Origin of the sequence: Roseovarius aquimarinus (genome assembly GCF_043661195.1) — a bacterium.
Classification (GTDB): Bacteria; Pseudomonadota; Alphaproteobacteria; order Rhodobacterales; family Rhodobacteraceae; genus Roseovarius; species Roseovarius aquimarinus.
Genome location: NZ_JBIHMM010000002.1, coordinates 425,551 through 448,603 on the forward strand (window position 1 = coordinate 425,551; position 23,053 = coordinate 448,603).

The window sequence follows — 23,053 nt, forward strand, 5'->3', positions numbered from 1 at the left end:
GGGATTTAACCGCAGGCACCGGGGCGCCGCAATCGCCTTGTGGGGCGGGCGCGATCACATTCGTGCAGGGCGGTGTTTCACCACACCCCCTGCGCGCGCAGGCGGCTCGACGACAGGGTGACCATCGGCACGTTCGCGAAGCACCAGGCGGGCGCCTCCATCCGCCCGAGGCGCCGAGCGGCGCCGAGCGGCACGCGCGCATGCTCGTAGATCCGCGCCGCGACCGAGGCCCGCGCGGCCAGACGCGCGCCGGGACGCGCGAGGATGCCGATGGGCACGCTCTCCATGATGCTGCGCCAGTCCTGCCAGCGATGAAACTGCACCATGTTGTCGGCGCCCATGAGCCAGACGAAGCGTATTTCGGGACAGGCCTCCTGAAGCGCGGTCACGGTATCGGCGGTATAGCGCGCGCCGATGCGGCCCTCGATGTCGCTGACATGGACGCGCGGATGCCGCATGATCGCGCGGGCGGCCTCCATGCGGCGCGGCAGCGGCGCCGGCCCATGCGCCTTGAGCGGATTGCCGGGGCTGACCAGCCACCAGACCGCATCGAGCCCGAAGAGCTTGAGCGCCTCGCGGGTGATGTGGACATGCCCCTCATGCGGCGGATCGAACGAGCCGCCCAGAAGACCGATCACCTGCCCCCGCCGCGTGGGCGGCAGCGCACCGGCATCGCGCAGGGGCGTGCGGACGGGCGGGCGCTCGGGCGCGGTCATCATCGCAGTCTCCTAAAATTCAACGATTTTTCTAAACAGAAAGCGGGGGCATGGCCACCCGATATTAACGGCGCCGCGCCACGCTCCGCCATCGGGGATTTGAACAGGTGAGCGCGTGAGCGGCGAAGCGACAGGGCTAGGCACAAAAGGCGTCCGGGCGGCGCCTCGGCACGGTGCGCATCCCGCGCCGGGCACGCCTCGGGGTCTGGCCGAGGGGCATCTGAGCGGGCTCATTCTCGATCACGCGCGCGACGGGATCGCGCTTCTCGACATGCGCGGGCGCCTTTTGTGGATGAACCCCGCGCTCGAGCGGATGCTGGGCTGGACGCTGGACGAGGCGCGGGGACGCAACCCCGCCGAGCTGATCTCGCCCCCGGGCGCCGGGCCGACCCCGGAGGCGCTGGCGCGGTTCCGCTACGATCCGGCCTCCTCGCTCTTCGCCAAGTATCGCGTGACGCGCCACATGCGCCGCGACGGCACGCTCTTCTGGAACCAGCAGAGCCATGCCTTGATAGATCTCGGCCCCGCCGAGACGCAGAAGATGGTGGTCGTCACCTGCCGCGACATCTCGGACGAGGTGGAGGTGCAGACCGCGCTGCGCAGCGCCAAGGACGATCTGGAGCATGCGGCCCATCACGACGATCTGACCGGCCTCGGCAATCGCAAGAAACTCTCGCGCTTCTTGCGCTCCGCCCCCGCCCGGGCAAGCCTGCGGGGGGCGCGGATGGGCGTGCTGCAACTCGATCTCGACCGCTTCAAGCAGATCAACGACACGCTGGGCCATGACGCGGGGGATGCGGTGCTGCGTCACGTCGCGGGCGCGCTGTCGCGCAGCATCGAGGCGGGCGATCTGGCCTGCCGGATGGGCGGAGACGAGTTCGTGCTGATCTGCACCGATGTGCCGGACCGCGCGCGCCTCGTGCGGCGCGCCGAGGACGTGCTGGCGCAGGCCGCGCGCCCGCTGCACTGGCGCGGCCAGACGATCCTGCCGGGCGTCTCGATCGGCGCCAGCATGCCCGGCGGCGATCGAGACGCAGAGACGGGCGAGGCGCTCGACGGCGAGGCGCTGATCCGGCAGGCGGATCTGGCGCTCTACAGCGCCAAGGCGGCGGGGCGCGGCCGCGCGGCGCTCTACTCGCCCGCGCTCGGGCGGCGGCACCGGGCCGAGCAGGCCCTCGCCCGCGATCTCAAGGACGCGGTCGAGGAGGGTCAGTTCTGCGTCCATCTGCAACCCATCGCAGAGGTCGAGACGGGCCGGATCACCGGCTGCGAGGCGCTCTTGCGCTGGGCGCACCCGGCGCGCGGATTGCTGCCGCCCGCGTCCTTCCTCCCGGCCGCCGACTCCGCGCAGCTTCTGAGCGAGATCGACTATCTTGCGATGAATGCCGCGCTCGATGCGCTGGCAGAGCTGCGGGCCGCGGGCTTCGCGGATCTGACCATGTCGCTCAACGTGTCCACCTCGATCCTCGTCGATGCCGATTACCCCGCGCTTCTCGACTGGGCGCTTCAGACGCGCGGCCTGCCCTCGGCGGCGGTCTGCATCGAAGTGCTCGAGACGACGATGCAGAACCGCGCGGGCCATGACGTGACGGGCGCGATGACGCGGCTGCGCGCGCTCGGCATGCGCGTCGCGCTCGACGATTTCGGCACGGGCTATGCGGGCTTCGCGCATATGTCCGCCGTCGAGATCGACGCGATCAAGCTCGACCGCACGATGATCCGCCGCCTTGGGCAAGACCCGCGCGCGCGCGTCATCACACGCGCGCTCATCCGGCTCTGCGGGGTGCTCGGAATGGATGTGATCGCCTCGGGCGTGGAGACGGAGGAGCAACTCGGCATCCTGCGACGGGCGGGCTGCCCGCAAGTGCAGGGCTACGGGCTGGCCCGGCCCATGGCGCTGCCCGATCTGGCCGAGTGGCTGCGCGCGCACTCGCCCGGCCCGCTGGTGCTGCGGGCGGAGCCGCAGCATGGCGAGAGCGCGGCGCGCGCCCCGCACCGTAAGGCGGCGGGGGCGCCGCGCGATACATCCGATTGAATTCGCCCGCCGGCCCGTTTACATGGCCCTTGACTGCACGCCTCCGCCGCCCCGGCGCGGGCGCCGCAATGCCGGGCGGCTGCGCCCGTTCATCAGATCAAAGAGGTGCGTCATGGCTGCCAATCAATATGTCTATCACATGCAGGGCGTCTCCAAAGCCTATCCCGGCGGCAAGAAATGCTTCGAGAACATCCATCTGAGCTTCCTGCCCGGGGTCAAGATCGGCGTCGTCGGCGTCAACGGCTCGGGCAAGTCGACGCTGATGAAGATCATGGCCGGCATCGATAAGGATTTTCAGGGCGAGGCATGGGCGGCCAAGGACGCGACCGTCGGCTATCTTCCGCAGGAGCCGCAGCTCGACGAGAGCCTGACCGTGCGCGAGAACGTCATGCTGGGCGTCGCCGCCAAGAAGGCCAAGCTCGAGCGGTTCAACGAGCTGGCGATGAACTATTCGGACGAAACCGCCGACGAGATGGCCGCGCTTCAAGACGAGATCGACAGCGACAACCTGTGGGATCTCGACAGCCAGATCGACGTGTCGATGGAGGCTTTGGGCTGCCCGCCGGGCGACGCCGCGATCACCGGCCTTTCGGGCGGTGAGCGCCGCCGCGTCGCGCTCTGCAAGCTCCTGCTCGAAGCGCCCGACATGCTTCTCCTCGACGAGCCGACCAACCATCTCGACGCCGAGACCATCGCGTGGCTGCAACAGCACCTCATCGACTACAAGGGCACGATCCTGATCGTCACCCATGACCGCTATTTCCTCGACAGCATCACCGGCTGGATTCTCGAGCTCGACCGCGGCCGCGGCATTCCCTACGAGGGCAACTATTCGAGCTGGGTCGAGCAGAAGGCCAAGCGCCTGTTGCAGGAGGCGCGCGAGGACAAGTCCAAGCAAAAGACGCTCGAGCGCGAACTCGCCTGGATGCGGCAGGGCGCCAAGGCGCGTCAGGCCAAGTCGAAGGCCCGGATCAAGTCCTATAACGAGCTGGCCGACCAGTCCGAGCGCGAGAAGCTGACGAAGGCGCAGATCGTCATTCCGAACGGGCAGCGCCTCGGCTCGAAGGTGATCGAGGTCAACAATCTCAGCAAGTCCTTCGGGGATCGCAAGCTGATCGACAATCTCAGCTTCTCGCTGCCGCCCGGCGGCATCGTCGGCGTGATCGGCCCCAACGGCGCGGGCAAGTCGACGCTCTTCAAGATGATCACCGGGCAGGAGCAGCCCGACGAAGGGACGATCGAATTGGGGACGACCGTCGATCTGAGCTATGTCGATCAGTCGCGCGACGATCTGAAGCCCGACGAGAACGTCTGGGAGGCCATCGCGGACGGGCAGGACATCATCAAGCTGGGCGACGCCGAAGTGAATGCGCGCGCCTATTGCGGCGCCTTCAACTTCAAGGGCAGCGACCAGCAGAAGAAGGTCTCGCTCCTCTCGGGCGGCGAGCGCAACCGCGTGCACATGGCGCGCCTTCTGCGCTCGGGCGGCAACGTGCTGCTCCTTGACGAGCCGACGAACGATCTCGATGTCGAGACGCTCCGCGCGCTCGAGGATGCGCTGGTCGATTTCGCGGGCTGCGCCGTGGTCATCAGCCACGACCGCTTTTTCCTCGACCGGATCTGCACCCATATGCTCGCCTTCGAGGGCGACGGCCATGTCGAATGGTTCGAGGGGAATTTCGAGGATTACGAGGAGGACAAGATCCGCCGCATGGGCGACAGCGAGCCCTCGAAATCCAAGCACAAGAAATTCGCGCGCTGATCCTGCCGCGATCCCGGCGCCCCCGCCTCGCACGGGGGCGCCGCATGCCCTGCCCTCCAACGCTCTTGCAAATTCACGCGAATGCGCGTATCTGAGAGGCGCGACGTTACCACTATCGACCATCTGCTCCTTACGGCTCAGGCACTCGATCTTGCACTGACTAGCCGGGCTGCCGCACTGACGCGGGCAGCGAAATGAAGGAGTTACGGATATGGCCACTGGCACCGTGAAATGGTTCAACGCAACTAAAGGCTACGGCTTCATCGCGCCCGATGGCGGCGGCAAGGACGTTTTCGTCCACATCTCCGCAGTCGAGCGCGCGGGTCTGACCGGCCTCGCAGACGACCAGAAAGTGACCTTCGACATCGAAGCCGGCCGTGACGGCCGCGAGTCGGCGTCGAACATCGTTCTGGCCTGAGCCTGCGTTATAAGTGGTGAATCGGGGCCCCGCGGGGCCCCTTTTTGTGTCCGGCGCCTGATGTCGCGGGCGCCCGGCTCACCGGGCCGCCGCACGGTCCTTCAGAACGTCCGAGATCAGCGCCTGCACGCGCGGACCCATATCGGCCACGACCTCGGCGATGCCGCGCGCGTTGGGGTGCGTTCCGTCACTTTGCAGGTAAGGCACCTGATCCGAGCTTTTTTCCGGCAGAGCGCCGAAGAAATCGACCTGCAAGGGCACATCGTATTTCTCGGCCAGATCGGGGAAGATGGAATTGAACGCCTCGCGATATTCCGGCCCGTAATTGTCCTTGGCGACCAGCCCGACGAGCAGCACCTCGATGCCCTCCTCGGTCGCGCGCGCGAGGATCGTGTCGAGATTGGCACGCGTCTCGGACGGATCGGTGCCGCGCAGCAGATCGTTGCCGCCAAGCTCGAGGATCATCGCGTCGGGATCATCGCCGAGCGCCCAATCGAGGCGGCGCACGCCGCCCGCCGTGGTGCTGCCCGAAACCGAGCCGTTGAGGATGCGTACCGGCACGCCGTCCGGCGTTCCGTTCTCCCGCAGCCAGACGCTGAGCTGCGCCGCGAACCCGTCTTCGCGCGGCAGGCCGTAGCCCGCCGTCAGGCTGTCTCCGAAGGTCATGACGCGCACTTCGTTCGGCGCGGCCTCCTCGGCCGCCACCATGGCGCCGAACCCCATCAAAACCGCAAGCGCCAAAGCCTTGCCCCCTGCGGCCAAGGCCCCATATCCCAAGAAACTTCCTAATTTCAGGCGCATCCTATGACCTCTCCAATCGTGTCGCTCGATCATGCTGGGCTTACACTTAGATCCGGCACCGGCGACGTCGAGATCCTGCATGGGATAACGCTGGATGTCGCCGAGGGCGAGACGCTGGCTCTTGTCGGGCCGTCGGGGTCGGGCAAGTCGTCGCTCCTGATGCTCATGGGCGGGCTCGAGCGGGCCACGTCGGGTCGGGTGACGGCGCTGGGCCAGGATCTGAACGAGCTGAGCGAAGACGCGCTGGCGCGGCTCAGGCGCGGGCATATGGGCGTGGTCTTCCAGTCCTTCCACCTCATCCCGACGCTCACCGCGCTCGAGAACGTCGCGGTGCCGCTGGAGCTTGCCGGCATCAAGGATGCGGGCGCGCGGGCCGCGGCGCAGCTCGAGGCGGTCGGCCTCGCGCACCGCGCGGGGCATTACCCCTCGCAGATGTCGGGCGGCGAGCAGCAGCGCACGGCGCTCGCCCGCGCCACCGCACCCGCCCCGCGCCTCATTCTCGCCGACGAGCCGACGGGCAATCTCGACAGCACGAGCGGCGGCGCGATCATGGACCTGCTCTTCGCCCTGAGGGCCGAGCATGGCGCGACGCTCATCATGGTGACGCACGATCACGACCTCGCTGCGCGCTGCGACAGGACCGTATCGCTCTCGGACGGGCGCATCGCATGAACCTCAGGATCGCCGCCAAACTGGCCGCGCGCGAGCTTCGCGGAGGTCTCGCCGGGTTCCGCATCCTTCTGGGCTGCATCATCCTCGGCGTGGCCGCGATCGCCGCCGTCGGCACGATCCGCGCCAGTATCGAGGCGGGTCTCTCCGAGAAGGGTGCCGAGCTTCTGGGCGGCGATGCCGAGATCGGGCTGACCTACCGCTTCGCCACCGAAGACGAGCGCGCATGGATGGCGGCCAATGCCGAGGCCGTGTCGGAAGTCGTCGATTTCCGCTCGATGGCGGTGGTGGGCGACGACCGCGCGCTGACGCAAGTGAAGGCCGTCGATGCCGCCTATCCGCTTCTGGGCGATGTCGGCCTCGATCCCGCGATGCCCCTGCCCGAGGCGCTGGACGGGAGCGGCGCACTGCCCGGCGCGGTCATGGCGCCCGATCTCATCGCGCGCCTTGCGCTCGAGATCGGCGACAGCTTCCGCCTCGGCACGCAGGATTTCGTTCTGATGGCCGCGCTCGTCGACGAGCCCGACGGCGCCGCCGCGGGGTTCGCGCTCGGCCCGCGCACCTTGGTGCGCACCGAGGCGCTTCAGGCCTCGGGCCTCTTGCAGGAGGGCACGCTCTTCTCGACGGATTACCGCCTCGATCTGCCCGAGGGCACGGACCTCGCCGCGCTCGAGGCCGAGGCGCAGAGCGCGCTCGGCACCAGCGGGATCGAGTGGCAGGACGCGCGCGAGGGCGCCCCCGGCATCTCGGAATTCGTGAACCGGCTGGGCGCCTTTCTGGTCCTCGTGGGGCTGAGCGGCCTCGCGGTGGGCGGCGTCGGCATCTCCTCGGCGGTGCGCGCCTATCTCGCCCGCAAGACCGCGACCATCGCCACGCTGCGCACGCTCGGCGCGGATCGCGGCACGGTCATGGCCACCTATTTCCTTCAGATCGGCGCGCTCGGCGGGCTCGGCCTCGCGCTCGGCATCCTTCTGGGGGCGGGCGTGCCCGTGGCGCTCTCGCCGATCATCGAGGCGCGACTGCCGGTGCCCGCCGCCTTCGGCTTCTACGCGCAGCCGATGGCCGAGGCCGCGATCTACGGCGCGCTGGCGGTTCTGATCTTCACCATCGCGCCGCTATCGAGGATCGAGGAGATCCGCGCGGCCAGCCTCTTTCGCGATGGCGGCACCGGCGGGCGGCGTCTGCCGCGCTGGCAGATGCTGGCGATCATCGCGCTGCTCACCGGCCTTCTTCTGCTCGCGGCGGTGCTCTTCTCGGGCAACCTGCGGCTGACGCTCTGGACGGCGGGCGGCATTCTGGGCGCGCTGGCGCTCCTGTGGCTCGCCGCGTGGGGCGTGCAGGCGCTCGCCCGCCTCGCAAGAGGTCTGGGCTACGGACGCCCCGCGCTCGGCTGGGCGCTCGCCGCGATCGGCGGGCCGCGCAGCACGGCGGCCCCCACGATGCTCGCGCTCGGCCTCGGCCTGACGGTGCTGGCCGCCGTGGGCCAGATCGACGGCACGCTGCGCGGCGCGATTACCGGCAACCTGCCCGAGCGCGCGCCGTCCTTCTTCTTCGTCGATCTGCAACCCGACCAGATGGACGGCTTTCTCGAGCTGACCGAGGCTGATCCGGATGTGACCCGCGTCGACACCGCCCCCATGCTGCGCGGCGTCGTCACGCAGATCAACGGGCGCGACGCGCGCGAGGTCGCGGGCGATCACTGGGTCGTCAGCGGCGACCGGGGCATCAGCTATGCCGCCGCACCCGACGGCACCGTCACGGCGGGGGAGTGGTGGCCCGAGGACTATGACGGCCCGCCCCAGATCAGCTTCGCCGAGGAGGAAGCGCTCGAGATGGGTGTCGGCATCGGGGACGAGATCACCGTCAACGTGCTCGGCCGCGACATCACCGCCGAAATCACCAGCCTGCGCGACGTCGATTTCTCGACCGCTGGCATCGGCTTCGTCATCGTGATGAACCCCGCCGCGCTCGAGCGCGCGCCGCACAGCATCCTGTCGACCGTCTATGCGGATGCGGGCGCCGAGGCGCGGCTCTTGCGCGCCGTGTCCGAGACCTATCCCAACGTGACCGGCATTCCCGTCAAGGAGGCCATCGACCGCGTCGGCGAATTGCTCAAGGGGCTGGCCGCAGCCACGTCATGGGGCGCGTCGGCCACGCTTCTGACGGGCTTTCTGGTGCTGATCGGCGCGGCGGCGGCGGATCAGAACGCGCGCATTTTCGAGGCGGCGGTGCTCAAGACGCTGGGCGCCTCGCGCGCGCGCATCCTCGCGAGCCTCGCACTACGCGCGCTTCTTCTCGGGGCGGCGGCGGGGATCGTGGCGCTCGGGGCGGGCGCGCTCGGGGGCTGGGCGGTCAGCCATTACGTGATGGAGGTGAAATACAGCATCCTCTGGCCGTCGGCGCTGGTCATCATCGGCGCGGGCGTTCTGGTGACGCTGCTGACCGGCCTCGCCTTCGCGCTGCGCCCGCTCGCCGCGCGCCCCGCACGCGTGCTGCGCGCCCGGGAGTGACACGAAAAAGCGGGCCCCGCATCGGGGCCCGCTTCATGCCGGCATCTCGAGACATTACTCCGCCGCTTCGGCGTAATCCTCCATCGGCGGGCAGGTGCAGACGAGGTTCCGGTCGCCATAGACATTGTCCACCCGGTTGACCGACGGCCAATACTTGTCCACACGGAAGGCGCCCGGCGGGAAGCAGCCCTGCTCGCGGCTGTAGGGCCGGTCCCAGTCCTTGACCAGATCCTCCATCGTGTGCGGCGCGTTCTTGAGCGGGTTGTTCTCCGCGTCGATCCGGCCTTCCTCGATGTCGCGGATCTCGTCCCGGATCGCCAGCATCGCGTCGCAGAAGCGATCGAGCTCGGCCTTGGTCTCGCTCTCGGTCGGCTCCACCATCAGCGTTCCGGCCACGGGCCAGCTCATCGTCGGGGCGTGAAAGCCGCAATCGATCAGCCGCTTGGCGATGTCGTCCACGGTGACATGCGCGCCCTCGGCGAAGGGCCGGGTGTCGAGAATGCACTCATGCGCCACGCGCCCGTTCTCGCCCTTGTAGAGCACATCATAAGCGCCCTCGAGCCGCTTCGCGATGTAGTTGGCGTTGAGGATGGCCACCCGCGTCGCTTGCGTCAGCCCCTCGCCGCCCATCATCAGGATATAGGCCCAGGAAATCGGCAGGAGCGAGGGCGAGCCGAAGGGCGCGGCGCTCACCGGCCCCTCGTCGCCGCCCGTATGCGGATGGCCCGGCAGATGCGGGATCAGGTGCTTCTTGACGCCGATCGGCCCCATGCCGGGACCGCCGCCGCCATGCGGGATGCAGAAGGTCTTGTGCAAGTTGAGATGGCTCACGTCGCCGCCCAGATCGCCGGGGCGCGAGAGGCCCACCATCGCGTTCATGTTGGCCCCGTCGATATAGACCTGGCCGCCATGCTCATGCGTGATCTTGCAGACCTCGATCACCGTCTCCTCGAAGACGCCATGCGTGCTGGGATAGGTGATCATGCAGCCGGCCAGAGTCTCGCTGTACTTGCCGGCTTTCTCGCGGAAATCCTCCAGATCGATATCGCCGCGCGCGTCGCATTTCACGGGGACCACCTTCCAGCCCACCATCTGCGCCGAGGCGGGGTTCGTGCCATGCGCATTGTTCGGGATGAGGCAGACATTGCGGTCGTGATCGCCGTTCGCGCGGTGATAGGCGGCAATGCTCAAAAGGCCCGCATATTCCCCCTGCGCGCCCGAATTGGGCTGCATCGAGATGGCGTCATAGCCGGTGATATCGCATAGCTTCGCGCTCAGATCATCGATCAGCTCGTGATAGCCCTCGGCCTGATCCTTGGGTACGAACGGATGCATCCGGCTGAATTCGCGCCAACTCACCGGCATCATCTCGGCCGCCGAGTTCAGCTTCATCGTGCAGGAGCCGAGCGGGATCATCGCGCGGTCGAGCGCGAGGTCGCGATCCGCGAGACGGCGCATGTAGCGCATCATCTCGGTCTCGGCCCGGTTCATGTGAAAGACCGGATGCGTCAGGTAATCGCTCGTGCGGTGCATGTTCTCCGGCACGCGGTATTCGGGCGTGAAATCGTCGTCATGCTCGGTGATGCCGAAGGCGCGCCAGACGCTCTCGATATTCTGCGGGCGCGTGCACTCGTCGAGGGAAATTCCGACGCGCGTCTCGCCGACGCGGCGCAGGTTGATCCCTTCGTCCACGGCCGATTTCAGAACGGCGGCCTGAAGCGGGCCGACATCGACGGTGATCGTGTCGAAGAACGCCTTGGGATCCACCTGAAAGCCCGCGGCCTCCAACCCCTTGGCGAGGCGCACCGTCTTGCGGTGGATGCGCTGCGCGATGGCCTTGAGGCCCTTCGGCCCGTGAAAGACGGCATACATCGACGCCATCACCGCCAGAAGCGCCTGCGCGGTGCAGACATTGCTGGTGGCCTTCTCGCGGCGGATATGCTGCTCGCGGGTTTGCAGGCTGAGGCGGTAGGCGCGATTGCCGTGGCTGTCGATGGAAACGCCCACGATGCGGCCCGGCATCGCGCGCTTGTAGGCATCGCGGCAGGCCATGTAGGCGGCGTAAGGGCCGCCATAGCCCAGAGGCACGCCGAAACGCTGGGTCGAGCCCACGGCGATATCGGCATCCATCGCGCCCGGCTCTTTTAGCAGGGTCAGCGCCAGCGGATCGGCCGAGACGATGCCGATCGCGCCATGCTCGTGCAGCGCGGCGATATGATCGGTGAAATCGCGGACATGGCCATAAGTGCCGGGATACTGGAAAAGCGCGCCAAAGACCTGGCTGGCATCCATCTTGTCGGGATTGCCGACGATCACCTCGATCCCCAGGGGCGCCGCTCGCGTCTGGACGAGCGCGATGTTCTGCGGGTGGCAATCGCGGTCTACAAAGAAGGCCTTTTGCTTCGACTTGGCCACGCGCTGCGCGGTGGTCATCGCCTCTGCGCAGGCGGTCGCCTCGTCCAGAAGGGATGCGTTGGCGATCTCGAGGCCGGTGAGGTCCGACACCATCGTCTGGAAATTCAGCAGTGCCTCGAGGCGGCCCTGGCTGATCTCGGGCTGATAGGGCGTGTAGGCCGTGTACCAGGCCGGGTTTTCGAAGATGTTGCGCTGGATGGCGGGCGGCGTGACGGTGCCGTGATAGCCCTGCCCGATCAGGCTCACCAGAACCTTGTTCTTGCCTGCGACGCGCCGCATGTGATGGAGCAGCTCGCGCTCGGACTTCGCCTTACCGAAATCGAGCGGCGCCTTCTGGCGGATCGCCTTCGGCACCGTCTCGTCGATCAGCGCATCGAGGCTCTCGGCGCCCAGCACCTTCAGCATCTCGGCCATTTCCTCGGGCGAGGGACCGATATGGCGCCGGTTGGCGAAGTCATAAGGCAGGTAGTCGGTGGGCTCGAACGCCATGTCACACTCCATCATGTCGGGGGTGCGGGCAGGCCGCGATGTCGCCCCGCCCGTCTTTCGTCGTGTCGTGAACGCCCTTGCCGGAAAGCTTCTCAGGCAGGGGCCGGACGGGTCAGCCCACGAATTTCTTGTAGGCAGCCTCGTCCATCATGTCGTCGAGCTGGCTCATGTCGTCGGTCTTCATCTTGAAGAACCAGCCGTTGCCGATGGCGTCGTCGTTGACGGTGCTGGGCGAGTCGACCAGCGCCTCGTTGACCTCGACGATCTCGCCGTCGATCGGGGCGAGGATGTCGCTCGCCGCCTTGACGCTCTCGATCACGACGACCTCGTCGTCCTTGGCCACCTCGCTGCCCACCTCGGGCAGTTCGATGAAGACGATATCGCCCAGCTGTTCGGCGGCATGTTCGGTGATGCCGACGACGATCACGTCATCCTCGACGCGCAGCCATTCATGTTCTTCGGTGTATTTCATGCCTGGGATCTCCCTGAGGTATCAGCGTTTGAAATTCGCGGGTGTGAAGGGCAGCGCCGTGACGCGCGCCGCCATGCGCTTGCCCCGGACGTCGCCATAGACCGTCGTGCCGGAGGCCGCCAGATCGGCGGGCACATAGCCCATCGACATGGGCGCTTCGATGGTCGGACCGTATGCGCCGGAGGTGACGGTGCCGATGGGCGTGCCGCCGGTCGCATCGGCATAAAGCTCGGTGCCCTCGCGCATCGGCGCGCGGCCCTCGGGGCGCAGGCCCACGCGGCAGCGCTCGGTGCCTTCGGCCAACTGGCGCAGGATCACCTCGCCGCCCGGAAAGCCGCCCTCGCGGTCGCCGCCGCTGCGGCGGACCTTCTGGATGGCCCAGCCGAGGCTCGCCTCGACGGGCGTCGTGCCGCTGTCGATATCGTGGCCATAAAGGCAGAGCCCCGCCTCGAGGCGCAAGCTGTCGCGCGCGCCGAGACCGATGGGCGCCACCGCGTCGAGATCGAGCAGCGCGCGGGCGAACTCCTCCGCATGGTCCTCCTCGACCGAAATCTCGAAGCCGTCCTCGCCGGTATAGCCCGAGCGCGAGAGCCAAAGCTCACCCCAGTCGCTGTTCAGCTTGGCGATGTCCATGAAACGCATCTCGCCCGCCCCCGGCGCCACGGCATCGAGCGCGAGCGCGGCGGCCGGGCCTTGCAATGCCAAAAGCGCGCGCTCCGCCACGGGCAGCACGTCGCAGCCGGGCATGCCGGTCGTCATGCGGTGAATATCGGCCTCCTTGCAGGCCGCGTTGACGACGACGAACAGATCCTCGCCCCGGCGTGCCAGCATCAGATCGTCCTCGATGCCGCCCTCGTCATTGGTGAACATCGCGTAGCGTTGCCGTCCATCGGCGAGGCCCGCCACATCGACGGGCACGAGACGCTCCATCGCCTCGGCGACCTCGGCATAGCCGCCGGGTGCGCGCACGATGACCTGGCCCATATGGCTCACATCGAAAAGGCCCGCATGCGCGCGGCAATGCAGATGCTCCTTCATCACGCCCATCGGGTATTGCACGGGCATCTCGTAGCCCGCGAAAGGCACCATCTTGGCCCCCAGCTCGCGATGCAGCGCGTTCAGCACCGTCGCCTTCAGATCGCTCATACCGGCCCTCCTGCCATGGCTGCCGGGTCGATGGGAAATCAACTGCGGCATCGCAAAGACGCATAAGCCCTGTTCAGGCTGCGCCACGATGCCCCCTCTGTCCTTTCGCCTGAGATCGCTATCCCTTCGGCGCCCCCGCGCAAGTCGCCTCACACGCGGGTCTCTCCAGAGTCCTGTCGATCGAAAAGGTCCTGTCGCCTGAGAGTTTCCGGGGCGGTTGCTCCTTCGGCACTGGCCGGTGCCAGTTCTCCCGATTCAATCTATGTGGACGGTAGTATACCGCCCGGCGCGCGGCAAGAGGGGTTTTCTCGGAGGCGACATGGGAGGCGCCCAGTTGCGCTCGGACCGGCGCTCGGGCAGAAACGCGGCATGGAAACCGCATCCCACGCCTATTTCTTTGGCTATGGCAGCCTCGTCAACCGCGACACGCACGCCTTCAAGGAGGCGCATCCCGCACGGCTGAAGGGCTGGCGGCGGCGCTGGCGGCCTACCAATCTGCGCGAGGTCGCGTATCTTTCGGTCGTGCAGGACGAAGGCACCGCCATCGACGGTCTGATCGCGCCGGTGCCCGATGCCGATTGGCACGCGCTCGATCTGCGCGAGGGGGCCTATGACCGGGTGCCCGCGGCGCATATGATCGAGCATCCCCTGCCCCACCGCCCGCAGATCGCCGTCTATGCCGTGCCGGGCTATGCCGCACCTCACAAGGCCGAGGAGCGTGGGCACCATCTGCTCCTGAGCTATATCGACGTGGTGATCCAAGGCTATCTGCGCGAATTCGGCCCGGACGGCGCGCGGCATTTCTTCGAGACGACCGATGGCTGGGAGGTCGATGTGCTCGATGACCGCGCGGCGCCGCAGTATCCGCGGGCCTGCCGCCTCACGCCCTCCGAGACCGAGGTCGTGGATGCGGGGCTGGCTGATCTGCCTGTGCGGATGCGGAAGGCGTGAGGGGCGTCGCCCCGGATCGCTGCCCCGAAGGCGCCGCGCCTACCCCCGCGCGCGGATGACCTGAAGAAGCGGCAGCACCTGCGCCATCTCCGGCCCATGCGCCTGCCCGGTCAGCGCCTTGCGCAGCGGCATGAAAAGCCCCTTGCCCTTGCGGCCGGTCTCTTCCTTGACGGCGGTCGTCCAGGAACTCCAGCTTGTCTCGTCGAGCGGGCCTTCGGGCAGGAGCGTCATCGCCACGGCCACGAACTCCGCGTCCTCGTCGTCAATCGCGGGCTCGGCCCCGTCGCGGAACATCGCCCACCAGGCATCGAGATCGCCCAGCGTGGTGATGTTGTCGCGCGTCACCTGCCAGAAGAGCGGCGCGAGATCGTCGGGCACGCCCAGCTCGCGGATGCGGCCCTCGACCGAGGCGTAGTCCAGCCCTTGCAGGTAATGCGCGGTCAGCGGGTAGAGATCGTTCACGTCGAATTTCGTCGGTGCGGAGCCGAAGCGCGAGATATCGAACCCATCCAGCAGCTCTTGCATGTCGGTGCGCAGCTCGACCGGATCGGCCGAGCCGAGGCGCGCCATGAGACTCAAAAGCGCCGCCGGCTGGATGCCCGCCGCGCGCAGATCGCGCAGGGACAGCGTGCCGAGCCGCTTCGAGAGCGACTCGCCCTGCGGGCCTGTCAGCAGCGAATGATGCGCGAAATTGGGCACATGCCCGCCCAGCGCGTCGATGATCTGGATCTGCGTCGCGGTATTGGTCACGTGGTCCGAGCCACGCACGATATCGGTGACGCCCATTTCGGTGTCGTCGACGACCGAGGCCAGCGTGTAGAGCACCTGCCCGTCGCCGCGAATGAGGACCGGATCGCTGACCGAGGCGGCGTCGATGCTGATCGGGCCGAGAATGCCGTCGGTCCACTCGATCCGCTCCTGATCGAGCTTGAAGCGCCAGACGCCGGGGCCGCGCTCGTCGCGCAGGCGGTCCTTCTCGGCCTCGCTCAGCGCCAGCGCCGCACGGTCATAGACCGGCGGGCGGCCCATGTTGAGCTGTTTCTTGCGCTTGAGATCGAGCTCGGTCGGCGTCTCGAACGCCTCGTAGAAGCGGCCCATGTCGCGCAAGCGGTCGGCGGCCTCGTGATAGCGATCGAGCCGCTCGGACTGACGCTCGACACGGTCCCATGTCAGGCCCAGCCATTCGAGGTCGTATTTCAGACCGTCGACATATTCCTCCTTCGAGCGCACGGGATCGGTATCGTCGATGCGCAGGATGAAGGTGCCGCCCGCTTTGCGCGCGATGAGCCAGTTCATCAGCGCGGTGCGCAGGTTGCCGACATGGATGTAGCCGGTGGGCGACGGGGCGAAACGGGTGATGGTCATGGGCGCGGCTCCTTGGTCGGCCACGATGTGTCACAGGGGGCGTGGCTTGTCCAGATTGGGCGCTCAGTCGCGCCGCCGCACCATGAGCTGATTGCCCTCGCGCCGCGTCTCGAGCACCTTGATCGCCGCGATGAGATCGCTCAGCTTCTTGTGCCCGTAGCTGCGCGTGTCGAAATCGGGGTTTGCGGTGGTCATCTGCTGGCCGAGCCGGCCCAGCGCATACCAGTCGCTATCCTGATCGATGCTGTCCATCGCCTTGAAGAGCATGTCGCGCGCTTCGTTGAGATTGGCGGTCGAGGGCTTGGCCGGCTCCTCCTCCGGCGCGCCGCCGAGGTTTTCCAGATAGATGAACCGCTTGCAGGCCTTGCGGAACGCCTCGGGCGTTTTCTTCGCGCCGATGCCGAAGACGTCCAGCCCCTGCTCGCGGATGCGGCTGGCCAGCCGGGTGAAATCGCTGTCCGACGAGACCAGCACGAACCCGTCGAAGCGGCCCGAATGCATGAGGTCCATCGCGTCGATCACCAGTGCGATATCGCTCGCGTTCTTGCCCACCGTGTTGGCCGGCTGATGGTGCGGGACAAGCCCGAACTCGGCCTGCACCTTGTTCCAGCCGCTCATCTGCTGGGACGAGAAATCACCGTAGCAGCGGCGCACGGAGGCCTCGCCGATGCCCGCGATCTCGTCGAAGATAGCCTTGGTCCAGCGGGGCGAGGTGTTGTCGGCGTCGATGAGGACGGCGAGAAGAGGGGTGCTGTCGCGCATGATGGGCTCCTTTGCGGTCCTTCATGCCCTATCTGCGCGCGCGGCGAAAGGCGGCGCGGGCGAATGAGTATTTTCGCCAAGATGAAGCCGGATCCTACGCCCGGTGCAGATGGGCCAGAACATCGTCCGCCAGCGCGGCGACCTCGGCGGCGGCGGGCCCCTTGGGTGCGGCATCGCGCACCGCCTGCCCGCGCCCGAGCGTTTCGGCATAGGCGATGCGGTTGGCGAGCGCCGCGCCCGCCAGCGCCGCGTCGACCTTCGCGGCCTCCTCGGCGATCTCGGCCCCGAGGCGCGTGCCCGCGCGGGTGCGGTTGAGAACGATCATCGCCGGGGTTCCGGCGCGCGAGGCCAGATCGAGCACGCTTTCCGTGGCCCAGAGATCGACATGACTCGTGGCGACGGGGACCAGCACCAGATCGGCGGCGCGCAGCGCCGGGCGCAGATCGCTGTCGGCCTTGGGCGGCGTGTCGACCAGCACGAAATCATGCCCGTCCGCGAGCTTGCCCGCCTCGTAATCGACACCCCAGGCCGAGGAGGTGGAGAATTCGAGGCCGGGATGCGCCATCGCCTCGCGCCGTGTCATGAACCAGCGCCCGAGGCTGCCTTGTGGGTCGGTATCGATCAGCGCCACCTTGTGGCCGCGCGCGGCGAGTTCCGCCGCGAGATTGGCCGTCACGGTCGTCTTGCCCGAGCCGCCCTTCTGCTGGGCGATGGTGATAATCCTGCCGGTCATGTCCGCCTCCAAAGGTTGTGCTGCGCCGCAGCATCGCACGAATCGGCGCGGAAGGCACTAGCGCTCTTGCCGCTGCGTCAGCGGAGGCCACGCGGCGCCTCGGGGCTGGCCTTGGGCGGCGGCCTTGGGTATTTCTGGGCGCGCAGGCGACAAGGGGGGCGAGCGGGTGACGACACGGCGCGGGATGATCCTGGGACTGGGCGGAATGGCGCTGCTGGCGGGCTGCGGCGGCGCGCCCGCGCCCGGAGGCACTGTTAGCGGTGTCGCGGGGCTCGAGCGGGCCATTCTGGGCCTCGGCCCCGACGTGGACCCGGCCGAGGCCGCGCGCGCGGCGCGTATGGCCTATGCCGTCTCGGATCAGCTCGCCCGCGAATACGAGATCACGGACCCGCCGCTCGTGCACAACACCAAGGTCAATCTGGGGATCAAGGAGCGTGGCCTCTGTTATCACTGGGCGCGCGACATCCAGACGCGAATGACGGCGGCGCGCTATGCGACGCTGCAATTCACCGGGCTTGTCGCCAATGCCGATAATCCGTTTCTTCTGGAGCATTCCACCGCCGTCGTCATCCCGCGCGGCGGTGACTGGCGGCGCGGCATCGTGCTCGATCCGTGGCGCACGGGCGGCAGGCTCCACTGGGACCATGTCGCGAACGACACCAAATACAATTGGAAGGCCCGCGCGGATGTGCCCGTGCGCAAGCGCGGCGACGGCCCGGACCTGACCCGGGCCGACACCTGACGCCTATTCGGGCGTGCCGATCTTGTCCTGCGTTCGCGTGTCGAAATCCGCCGCGTCATGGCGCTCGTGGAGCTGCATCTCGGGCGCGCCGAAATTGCGGTTGACCTTGCGGCCCCGCTGCACCGCCGGGCGCGCATCGATCGCCTTGGCCCAGCGCTGCACGTTCTCGTAGCTTTCGACGTCGAGGAAGCGGCCCGCATCGCCGTATTGGCGGCCGAGCGCCAGATTGCCGTACCACGGCCAGATCGCGATATCGGCGATGCTGTAGACCTCGCCCGCGATATGCTCGCGGCTGGCGAGCTGCCTGTCGAGCACGTCGAGCTGGCGCTTGGTCTCCATCGCGAACCGGTTGATCGGGTATTCCCATTTCTCGGGCGCGTAATGGTAGAAATGTCCGAAGCCGCCGCCGAGATAGGGCGCACTGCCCATCTGCCAGAAAAGCCAGTTGAGCACTTCGGTGCGCTGCGCGCCCGAGGCGGGCAGGAAGGCGCCGTATTTTTCGGCCAGATGCAGCAGGATCGAGCCCGACTCGAAGACGCGCACCGGCGTCTCGCGCGAGCGGTCGAGCAGCGCGGGAATTTTGGAATTGGGATTGATCTCGGTGAAATCGCTTCCGAACTGGTCGCCCTTGCCGATGTCGATCAGCCACGCGTCGTATTGCGCGTCATGCCCGGCCTCGAGCAGCTCCTCGAACATCACGGTCACCTTGACCCCGTTCGGCGTCGCCAGCGAATAGAGCTGGAACGGATGCTTGCCCACCGGCAGCTCCTTCTCGTGCGTCGCGCCCGCGATGGGCCGGTTGGTCGAGGCGAACTTGCCCCCGCTTTCGGCATCCCACGTCCAGACCTCGGGCGGGGTGTAGGTATCGTCGGTCATCTGGTCGCTCCGGTTTGAAATCGCTTGGACGAAAGAGGTAACGGCCCTCACGGGCGATGCAAGGGGGCGCGCGTATTGGACGAACCGGCGCGCTTCATGGTTAACTCTACGCATTACGTACCGAATGGGGAGAATTTCATGAAAGAATTATCCGGTTTCGCGCGCCTGAGTGCCGCGGCATCGCTCGCTCTTGCGGGCCTCTTTTCAACCGCTGCCGAGGCGCAGGGCTTCGGCGTGTTCAACAGCTGCGCTCAGCCGTCGGCCTATGCGGGCAAACTCATCAAGCGCGTGCTCGACATGACGCGGCAGCATTTCCAGCCGCCCTTGCCGACCGTCTATGTGTGCCGCAATGCGTGGGTGCCGAATGCGATGGCCTTCACCCGGCAGGTCGGGCCGAACCAGTGGCGTCACGCCATGCATTACAACCCCGCTTTCATGGCGCAGCTCGACGCGGCGCGCCAGAACGAGTGGGCGCAGCTCGCCGTCATCGCGCATGAAATCGGCCACCTTGTGCAGGCGCATGAGGCGATCCAGCTAGGATCATACGCCCCTCCGCAGACGCTGGCTGCGCTGAACTATCCGTGGGGGCGCGAGCTTTATGCCGATCGGCATGCGGGCTTCGTAATGGCCACCCTCGGCGCCAAGCCGGAGGATCTGGCCGAGGCGCAGCTATTCATGTTCTCGCCGCATGGCAGCCCGAGCCATCCCGACACGGTCTCGCGGCTGAACGCAATTTACAATGGGTATACCCTGGGCGGCGGAAACGCGGCCGGACTTCCCGATCCGGCCTCGCTCGCCACCGACATCATGACGCGCATGACGCGCTGGTAGGACGGTGCGCGGGGCCGGCGATCCGGCCGGCCCCGCGACGGGGTCTCAGTAAACCACCACGCTGCGGATGCTCTCGCCCGCATGCATCATCTCGAAGCCCTTGTTGATCTCCTCGAGCTTGAGGATATGCGTGATCATCGGATCGATCTCGATCTTGCCGTCCATGTACCAGTCGACGATCTTGGGCACATCCGTGCGGCCCCGCGCGCCGCCGAAGGCGGTGCCCTTCCATGTGCGGCCCGTGACCAGCTGGAAGGGGCGCGTCGCGATCTCGGCGCCCGCCGGTGCGACGCCGATGATGACGCTCTCGCCCCAGCCCTTGTGCGACGCTTCCAGAGCGGTGCGCATCACGCCCACATTTCCCGTGGCGTCGAAGGTGTAGTCGCCGCCGCCGCCCGTCAGCTCGACGAGATGGCCGACGAGATCGCCCTTCACCTCGTTCGGGTTGACGAAATCGGTCATGCCGAAGCGCTTGGCCATCTCGACCTTCTTGGGGTCGATATCCACGCCGACGATCTGGCTGGCCCCGGCCATGCGCAGGCCCTGAATGACGTTGAGACCGATCCCGCCGAGGCCGAAGACGATGGCGCGGCTGCCGATCTCGACCTTGGCCGTGTTGATGACGGCGCCGATGCCGGTGGTTACGCCGCAGCCGATATAGCAGATCTTGTCGAAAGGCGCGTCCTTGCGGACCTTGGCCAGCGCGATCTCGGGCAGAACCGTATGGTTCGAGAAGGTCGAGCAGCCCATATAATGCAGGATCGGCGTGCCATCGAGCATCGAGAAGCGGCTGGTGCCGTCGGGCATGACGCCCTTGCCCTGCGTCGCGCGGATCGTCTGGCAGAGGTTGGTCTTGGGATTGAGGCAATACTCGCATTCGCGGCATTCGGGCGTGTAGAGCGGGATCACATGATCGCCCACCTCGAGCGACGTGACGCCCTCGCCCACCTCGACGACGACGCCCGCGCCCTCATGGCCGAGGATCGCGGGAAAGGCGCCTTCGGGATCGGCGCCCGAGAGGGTGAAATCGTCCGTATGGCACAGGCCCGTCGCCTTGATCTCGACCAGAACCTCGCCCTTCTTGGGGCCGTCGAGATTGACCTCCATGATTTCCATGGGCTTTCCGGCCTCGAGGGCCACGGCGGCTGTGGTGCGCATGATGCTGTCCTTGCTGTTTCGTGCTTCGGGCGGAGTTTGGGCGAAATGGTCGGGCGTTTCAATGCGCCAGAGCGGGGGACTTGAATTCGCGGCGCGGCTGCGCGACGCTGGCGGGGCAAGCCCCGAGGAGTGCGCCATGCAACGCCGTTCGACCGCCGCCCTGATCCTGCCCGCCGCGCTGGCGCTCGCCGCCTGCGGCGGAGGCGCGCCGGGCGCCCAGCGCGGGGCAGAGCCGGTCTTCACCCCGGCGGCCACCGACAGCTGCGGCGCGACGGCCTATTCGGACCGGATCGGCAAGGATCACAAGGCCTTCGACTTCAGCGCGCCGGATCGCCCGCTGCGCATCATCGGGCCCGACATGGCGATGACGATGGATTACAACCCCGCCCGGCTGAACGTGGATATCGACGGGCAAGGCCGCATCACGCGCATCTGGTGCGGATGAGCCGGGGCCGGCGCGCCGCATCCCCGCGACTCGACTTCGGTTTTTCCTCGCTATAACGATAAGAACAAATAGCGAACGAAACACTGCCATGCCCACCCGCCGAATCCTCTCCGTCTGGTTTCCCCGCCTCGGGGCCGACCGCCTGCTGCGCCGCCTCGGCGATCTGCACGGCGCGCCCTTCGCCGTGCTCGAGGAAACCGGCCAGATGCAGATCGTCAGCGCCCTTTGCCCGCTCGCCTCGGCGGCGGGGCTGCGCGTGGGCCAGCCCGCGCGCGATGCGCATGCGATGTGCGCGGGCCTCGTCACGCGGGTGCGCAACCCCCATGCCGAGGCGGCGTTCCTCAACGCGCTGACCCGCTGGGCCGGGCGCTACAGCCCCTGGGTCGCCGCGCAGCCGCCGGATGCGCTGATGCTGGACGTGACCGGCTGCACGCATCTTTTCGGCGGCGAGGCGGCGCTGATCGAGACCCTGACGCAGGAGGCCGCGGATCTGGGCGTACAGGCGGAATGCGGGCTGGCCGACACGCCCGGCGCGGCCTGGGCGCTGGCGCGCTATGCGGGGCGCGGCGTGCAGCACGACCGCTCGGGCGATGCGATCGACCAAGAGGCGCGCGCGACCCGCTCGCGCGCGGCCAAGCGGCGCCACTGGGAACGGGGCGGCGCCGCCCCCGCCGCGCAGACCAAGGGCGCCGCGCCGCGCATCGCCGCGCCCGGCCAGACGCGGCAGGCGCTCGCCCCCCTGCCCGTCACCGCGCTGCGCCTCGACGGCGAGACCGCCGCCGCCCTCGCGCGGCTCGGCCTTCGGCGCATCGGCGATCTGACCGGCCAGCCGCGCGGCCCGCTCGCGCGGCGTTTCGGCAAGGGTCTTTTGATGCGCATCGACCAGGCGCTCGGCGCGGTGCCCGAGCCGGTCTCGCCCCATGCCGCGCCGCCGCGCTTCGCCACCCGCCTCAGCCTGCCCGATCCGATCGGGCTGCGCGAGGATGTCGAGGCGGCGCTCGCCCGCCTCGTGCCGCGCCTGTGCGAGATGCTGCGCGAGAAGGGCCAGGGCGCGCGGGCCGTTCGGCTCGAAGCCTATCGCTGCGACGATACCGCGACCTGGGTGCAGATCGGCCTTGCCCGCCCCGCCGACCAGTCCGAGCGCATCGCGCCGCTTCTGGCGATGAAGCTGGACGATCTGGACGCGGGCCCCGGCATCGACATCCTGCGCCTCGAGGCGACGCAGACCGAGCCGGTGCACAAGACCCGCCCCGCCGGGCATCTCGATGCGGGCCGCGCGGCGCAGCAAAGGGCCGGGCGCGACACCGCGCTCGAGGATCTGATCGGGCGCATCGGCGCGCGCGTCGGCCTCGATGCGATCACGCGGCGCCATCCGGCCAGCAGCCACATCCCCGAGAAATGCAGCAGCGTGCAGCCCGCCGCATGGTCGCAGCCCGCCGCGTCCGGTGCATGGCCCACGCCGCCCGGCCCGCGCCCCCTCCTGCTCTGGCGTCCCGAACTGGTCACCGCCCCCGAAAGCCCGCGCCCGCCCGCGACGTTCCGCTGGCGCGGGCAGGATCACGCGCTGGCGGGCGCCACCGGCCCCGAGCGCATCGCGCCAGAATGGTGGCTCGACGATCCCGAATGGCGCAGCGGCGTGCGCGACTATTGGGACGTCGTGACGGCAGGCGGGGCGCGGCTCTGGCTCTTCTATGCGCATGGCGCGGCGCTCAGCCCCGGATGGTTCTGCCACGGCCAATTCGCCTGAGCCGCGCAAG

20 protein-coding genes and 1 riboswitch are annotated in these 23,053 nt (G+C 67.9%); of the genes, 10 read left to right on the plus strand and 10 right to left on the minus strand.

What is annotated here, in order from left to right; translation table 11 throughout:
* Window positions 1–77 precede the first annotated feature (77 nt).
* A complete protein-coding gene (locus ACGRVM_RS09535) occupies window positions 78–716 on the minus strand; it encodes a nicotinate-nucleotide adenylyltransferase (protein ID WP_377171375.1) in 639 nt (212 codons plus the stop codon).
* A 115-nt stretch (window positions 717–831) separates the two neighbouring features.
* Between ACGRVM_RS09535 and ACGRVM_RS09540 the strand changes: the two genes are divergently transcribed.
* From ACGRVM_RS09540 to ACGRVM_RS09550, 3 genes are all read left to right on the plus strand, one after another.
* Window positions 832–2,751, plus strand: coding sequence for a putative bifunctional diguanylate cyclase/phosphodiesterase (locus tag ACGRVM_RS09540; RefSeq protein WP_377170491.1), 1,920 nt, complete (start codon window positions 832–834; stop codon window positions 2,749–2,751).
* A gap of 112 nt (window positions 2,752–2,863) precedes the next feature.
* Window positions 2,864–4,513: an energy-dependent translational throttle protein EttA gene (gene ettA / locus ACGRVM_RS09545; RefSeq protein WP_377170489.1), complete on the plus strand. Its 1,650-nt coding sequence runs from the start codon at window positions 2,864–2,866 to the stop codon at window positions 4,511–4,513.
* Window positions 4,514–4,724: 211 nt separating this feature from the next.
* The gene (locus ACGRVM_RS09550) at window positions 4,725–4,931 is read left to right on the plus strand and encodes a cold-shock protein (protein ID WP_377170487.1); all 207 of its coding nucleotides are present in this window, start codon (window positions 4,725–4,727) and stop codon (window positions 4,929–4,931) included.
* Window positions 4,932–5,009: 78 nt separating this feature from the next.
* Here the strand turns inward: ACGRVM_RS09550 and ACGRVM_RS09555 are convergent, their stop codons facing one another.
* A complete protein-coding gene (locus ACGRVM_RS09555) occupies window positions 5,010–5,672 on the minus strand; it encodes an arylesterase (protein ID WP_377170485.1) in 663 nt (220 codons plus the stop codon).
* Window positions 5,673–5,735: 63 nt separating this feature from the next.
* On the opposite strand from ACGRVM_RS09555, the gene ACGRVM_RS09560 reads away from it, so the two are divergent.
* Both ACGRVM_RS09560 and ACGRVM_RS09565 read left to right on the plus strand, forming a co-directional pair.
* Window positions 5,736–6,404: an ABC transporter ATP-binding protein gene (locus ACGRVM_RS09560; RefSeq protein WP_377170483.1), complete on the plus strand. Its 669-nt coding sequence runs from the start codon at window positions 5,736–5,738 to the stop codon at window positions 6,402–6,404.
* Window positions 6,401–8,911 (plus strand): ABC transporter permease, encoded by a 2,511-nt coding sequence (locus tag ACGRVM_RS09565; protein WP_377170481.1) that lies wholly within the window; start codon window positions 6,401–6,403, stop codon window positions 8,909–8,911. The genes ACGRVM_RS09560 and ACGRVM_RS09565 overlap by 4 nt, the downstream gene beginning before the upstream one ends.
* 54 nt (window positions 8,912–8,965) lie before the next feature.
* Here the strand turns inward: ACGRVM_RS09565 and gcvP are convergent, their stop codons facing one another.
* From gcvP to gcvT, 3 genes are all read right to left on the minus strand, one after another.
* Window positions 8,966–11,815, minus strand: coding sequence for an aminomethyl-transferring glycine dehydrogenase (gene gcvP, locus ACGRVM_RS09570; protein ID WP_377170479.1), 2,850 nt, complete (start codon window positions 11,813–11,815; stop codon window positions 8,966–8,968).
* A 112-nt stretch (window positions 11,816–11,927) separates the two neighbouring features.
* The gene (gcvH, locus tag ACGRVM_RS09575) at window positions 11,928–12,287 is read right to left on the minus strand and encodes a glycine cleavage system protein GcvH (RefSeq protein WP_377170477.1); all 360 of its coding nucleotides are present in this window, start codon (window positions 12,285–12,287) and stop codon (window positions 11,928–11,930) included.
* A gap of 21 nt (window positions 12,288–12,308) precedes the next feature.
* The gene (gene gcvT / locus ACGRVM_RS09580; RefSeq protein ID WP_377170475.1) at window positions 12,309–13,433 is read right to left on the minus strand and encodes a glycine cleavage system aminomethyltransferase GcvT; all 1,125 of its coding nucleotides are present in this window, start codon (window positions 13,431–13,433) and stop codon (window positions 12,309–12,311) included.
* Between the two features lie 176 nt (window positions 13,434–13,609).
* A riboswitch (glycine riboswitch) is annotated at window positions 13,610–13,696 on the minus strand.
* Between the two features lie 106 nt (window positions 13,697–13,802).
* Here gcvT and ACGRVM_RS09585 point away from each other — a divergent pair.
* The gene (locus ACGRVM_RS09585; protein WP_377170473.1) at window positions 13,803–14,384 is read left to right on the plus strand and encodes a gamma-glutamylcyclotransferase family protein; all 582 of its coding nucleotides are present in this window, start codon (window positions 13,803–13,805) and stop codon (window positions 14,382–14,384) included.
* 39 nt (window positions 14,385–14,423) lie between these two features.
* On the opposite strand, the gene gltX is transcribed toward ACGRVM_RS09585, so the two are convergent.
* The 3 genes from gltX to parA all read right to left on the minus strand — a co-directional run bounded on the left by gltX (window position 14,424) and on the right by parA (window position 17,244).
* Window positions 14,424–15,749, minus strand: coding sequence for a glutamate--tRNA ligase (gltX, locus tag ACGRVM_RS09590; RefSeq protein WP_377170471.1), 1,326 nt, complete (start codon window positions 15,747–15,749; stop codon window positions 14,424–14,426).
* A 63-nt stretch (window positions 15,750–15,812) separates the two neighbouring features.
* Entirely contained in the window at window positions 15,813–16,511 is a 699-nt protein-coding gene (locus ACGRVM_RS09595) for an NYN domain-containing protein (protein ID WP_377170469.1), read from the minus strand.
* Between the two features lie 94 nt (window positions 16,512–16,605).
* Window positions 16,606–17,244, minus strand: coding sequence for a ParA family partition ATPase (gene parA / locus ACGRVM_RS09600; RefSeq protein ID WP_377170467.1), 639 nt, complete (start codon window positions 17,242–17,244; stop codon window positions 16,606–16,608).
* Between the two features lie 166 nt (window positions 17,245–17,410).
* Here parA and ACGRVM_RS09605 point away from each other — a divergent pair, with 166 nt between their 5' ends.
* Window positions 17,411–17,986, plus strand: a complete 576-nt coding sequence (locus ACGRVM_RS09605) for a hypothetical protein (RefSeq protein ID WP_377170465.1) — start codon at window positions 17,411–17,413, stop codon at window positions 17,984–17,986.
* Window positions 17,987–17,989: 3 nt separating this feature from the next.
* Here the strand turns inward: ACGRVM_RS09605 and yghU are convergent, their stop codons facing one another.
* Entirely contained in the window at window positions 17,990–18,862 is an 873-nt protein-coding gene (gene yghU, locus ACGRVM_RS09610) for a glutathione-dependent disulfide-bond oxidoreductase (protein WP_377170463.1), read from the minus strand.
* A 138-nt stretch (window positions 18,863–19,000) separates the two neighbouring features.
* Between yghU and ACGRVM_RS09615 the strand changes: the two genes are divergently transcribed.
* Window positions 19,001–19,693 (plus strand): M48 family metalloprotease, encoded by a 693-nt coding sequence (locus ACGRVM_RS09615; protein ID WP_377170460.1) that lies wholly within the window; start codon window positions 19,001–19,003, stop codon window positions 19,691–19,693.
* 45 nt (window positions 19,694–19,738) lie between these two features.
* Here ACGRVM_RS09615 and ACGRVM_RS09620 read toward each other — a convergent pair whose 3' ends face one another.
* On the minus strand, window positions 19,739–20,851 hold the full coding sequence (locus ACGRVM_RS09620) for an S-(hydroxymethyl)glutathione dehydrogenase/class III alcohol dehydrogenase (protein ID WP_377170458.1): 1,113 nt from the start codon (window positions 20,849–20,851) through the stop codon (window positions 19,739–19,741).
* Between the two features lie 136 nt (window positions 20,852–20,987).
* Here ACGRVM_RS09620 and ACGRVM_RS09625 point away from each other — a divergent pair, with 136 nt between their 5' ends.
* Window positions 20,988–21,296 carry an I78 family peptidase inhibitor gene (locus ACGRVM_RS09625; RefSeq protein WP_377170456.1) on the plus strand — a complete coding sequence of 103 codons (309 nt, stop codon included), beginning with the start codon at window positions 20,988–20,990 and terminating at the stop codon, window positions 21,294–21,296.
* Window positions 21,297–21,384: 88 nt separating this feature from the next.
* The gene (locus ACGRVM_RS09630; RefSeq protein ID WP_377170454.1) at window positions 21,385–23,043 is read left to right on the plus strand and encodes a Y-family DNA polymerase; all 1,659 of its coding nucleotides are present in this window, start codon (window positions 21,385–21,387) and stop codon (window positions 23,041–23,043) included.
* The last annotated feature ends 10 nt before the right edge of the window (window positions 23,044–23,053 follow it).

Excerpts from the sequence above, each read along its gene's own strand:
- ACGRVM_RS09565 (WP_377170481.1), top strand. The coding sequence starts at position 6,401 with ATGAACCTCAGGATCGCCGCCAAACTGGCCGCGCGCGAGCTTCGCGGA.
- ACGRVM_RS09615 (WP_377170460.1), top strand. The coding sequence starts at position 19,001 with ATGAAAGAATTATCCGGTTTCGCGCGCCTGAGTGCCGCGGCATCGCTC.
- yghU (WP_377170463.1), bottom strand. The coding sequence starts at position 18,862 with ATGACCGACGATACCTACACCCCGCCCGAGGTCTGGACGTGGGATGCC.
- ACGRVM_RS09595 (WP_377170469.1), bottom strand. The coding sequence starts at position 16,511 with ATGCGCGACAGCACCCCTCTTCTCGCCGTCCTCATCGACGCCGACAAC.
- parA (WP_377170467.1), bottom strand. The coding sequence starts at position 17,244 with ATGACCGGCAGGATTATCACCATCGCCCAGCAGAAGGGCGGCTCGGGC.
- gcvT (WP_377170475.1), bottom strand. The coding sequence starts at position 13,433 with ATGAGCGATCTGAAGGCGACGGTGCTGAACGCGCTGCATCGCGAGCTG.
- ACGRVM_RS09560 (WP_377170483.1), top strand. The coding sequence starts at position 5,736 with ATGACCTCTCCAATCGTGTCGCTCGATCATGCTGGGCTTACACTTAGA.
- ACGRVM_RS09535 (WP_377171375.1), bottom strand. The coding sequence starts at position 716 with ATGACCGCGCCCGAGCGCCCGCCCGTCCGCACGCCCCTGCGCGATGCC.
- ACGRVM_RS09625 (WP_377170456.1), top strand. The coding sequence starts at position 20,988 with ATGCAACGCCGTTCGACCGCCGCCCTGATCCTGCCCGCCGCGCTGGCG.
- ACGRVM_RS09585 (WP_377170473.1), top strand. The coding sequence starts at position 13,803 with ATGGAAACCGCATCCCACGCCTATTTCTTTGGCTATGGCAGCCTCGTC.
- ettA (WP_377170489.1), top strand. The coding sequence starts at position 2,864 with ATGGCTGCCAATCAATATGTCTATCACATGCAGGGCGTCTCCAAAGCC.
- ACGRVM_RS09550 (WP_377170487.1), top strand. The coding sequence starts at position 4,725 with ATGGCCACTGGCACCGTGAAATGGTTCAACGCAACTAAAGGCTACGGC.
- gcvH (WP_377170477.1), bottom strand. The coding sequence starts at position 12,287 with ATGAAATACACCGAAGAACATGAATGGCTGCGCGTCGAGGATGACGTG.
- gcvP (WP_377170479.1), bottom strand. The coding sequence starts at position 11,815 with ATGGCGTTCGAGCCCACCGACTACCTGCCTTATGACTTCGCCAACCGG.
- gltX (WP_377170471.1), bottom strand. The coding sequence starts at position 15,749 with ATGACCATCACCCGTTTCGCCCCGTCGCCCACCGGCTACATCCATGTC.
- ACGRVM_RS09630 (WP_377170454.1), top strand. The coding sequence starts at position 21,385 with ATGCCCACCCGCCGAATCCTCTCCGTCTGGTTTCCCCGCCTCGGGGCC.
- ACGRVM_RS09620 (WP_377170458.1), bottom strand. The coding sequence starts at position 20,851 with ATGCGCACCACAGCCGCCGTGGCCCTCGAGGCCGGAAAGCCCATGGAA.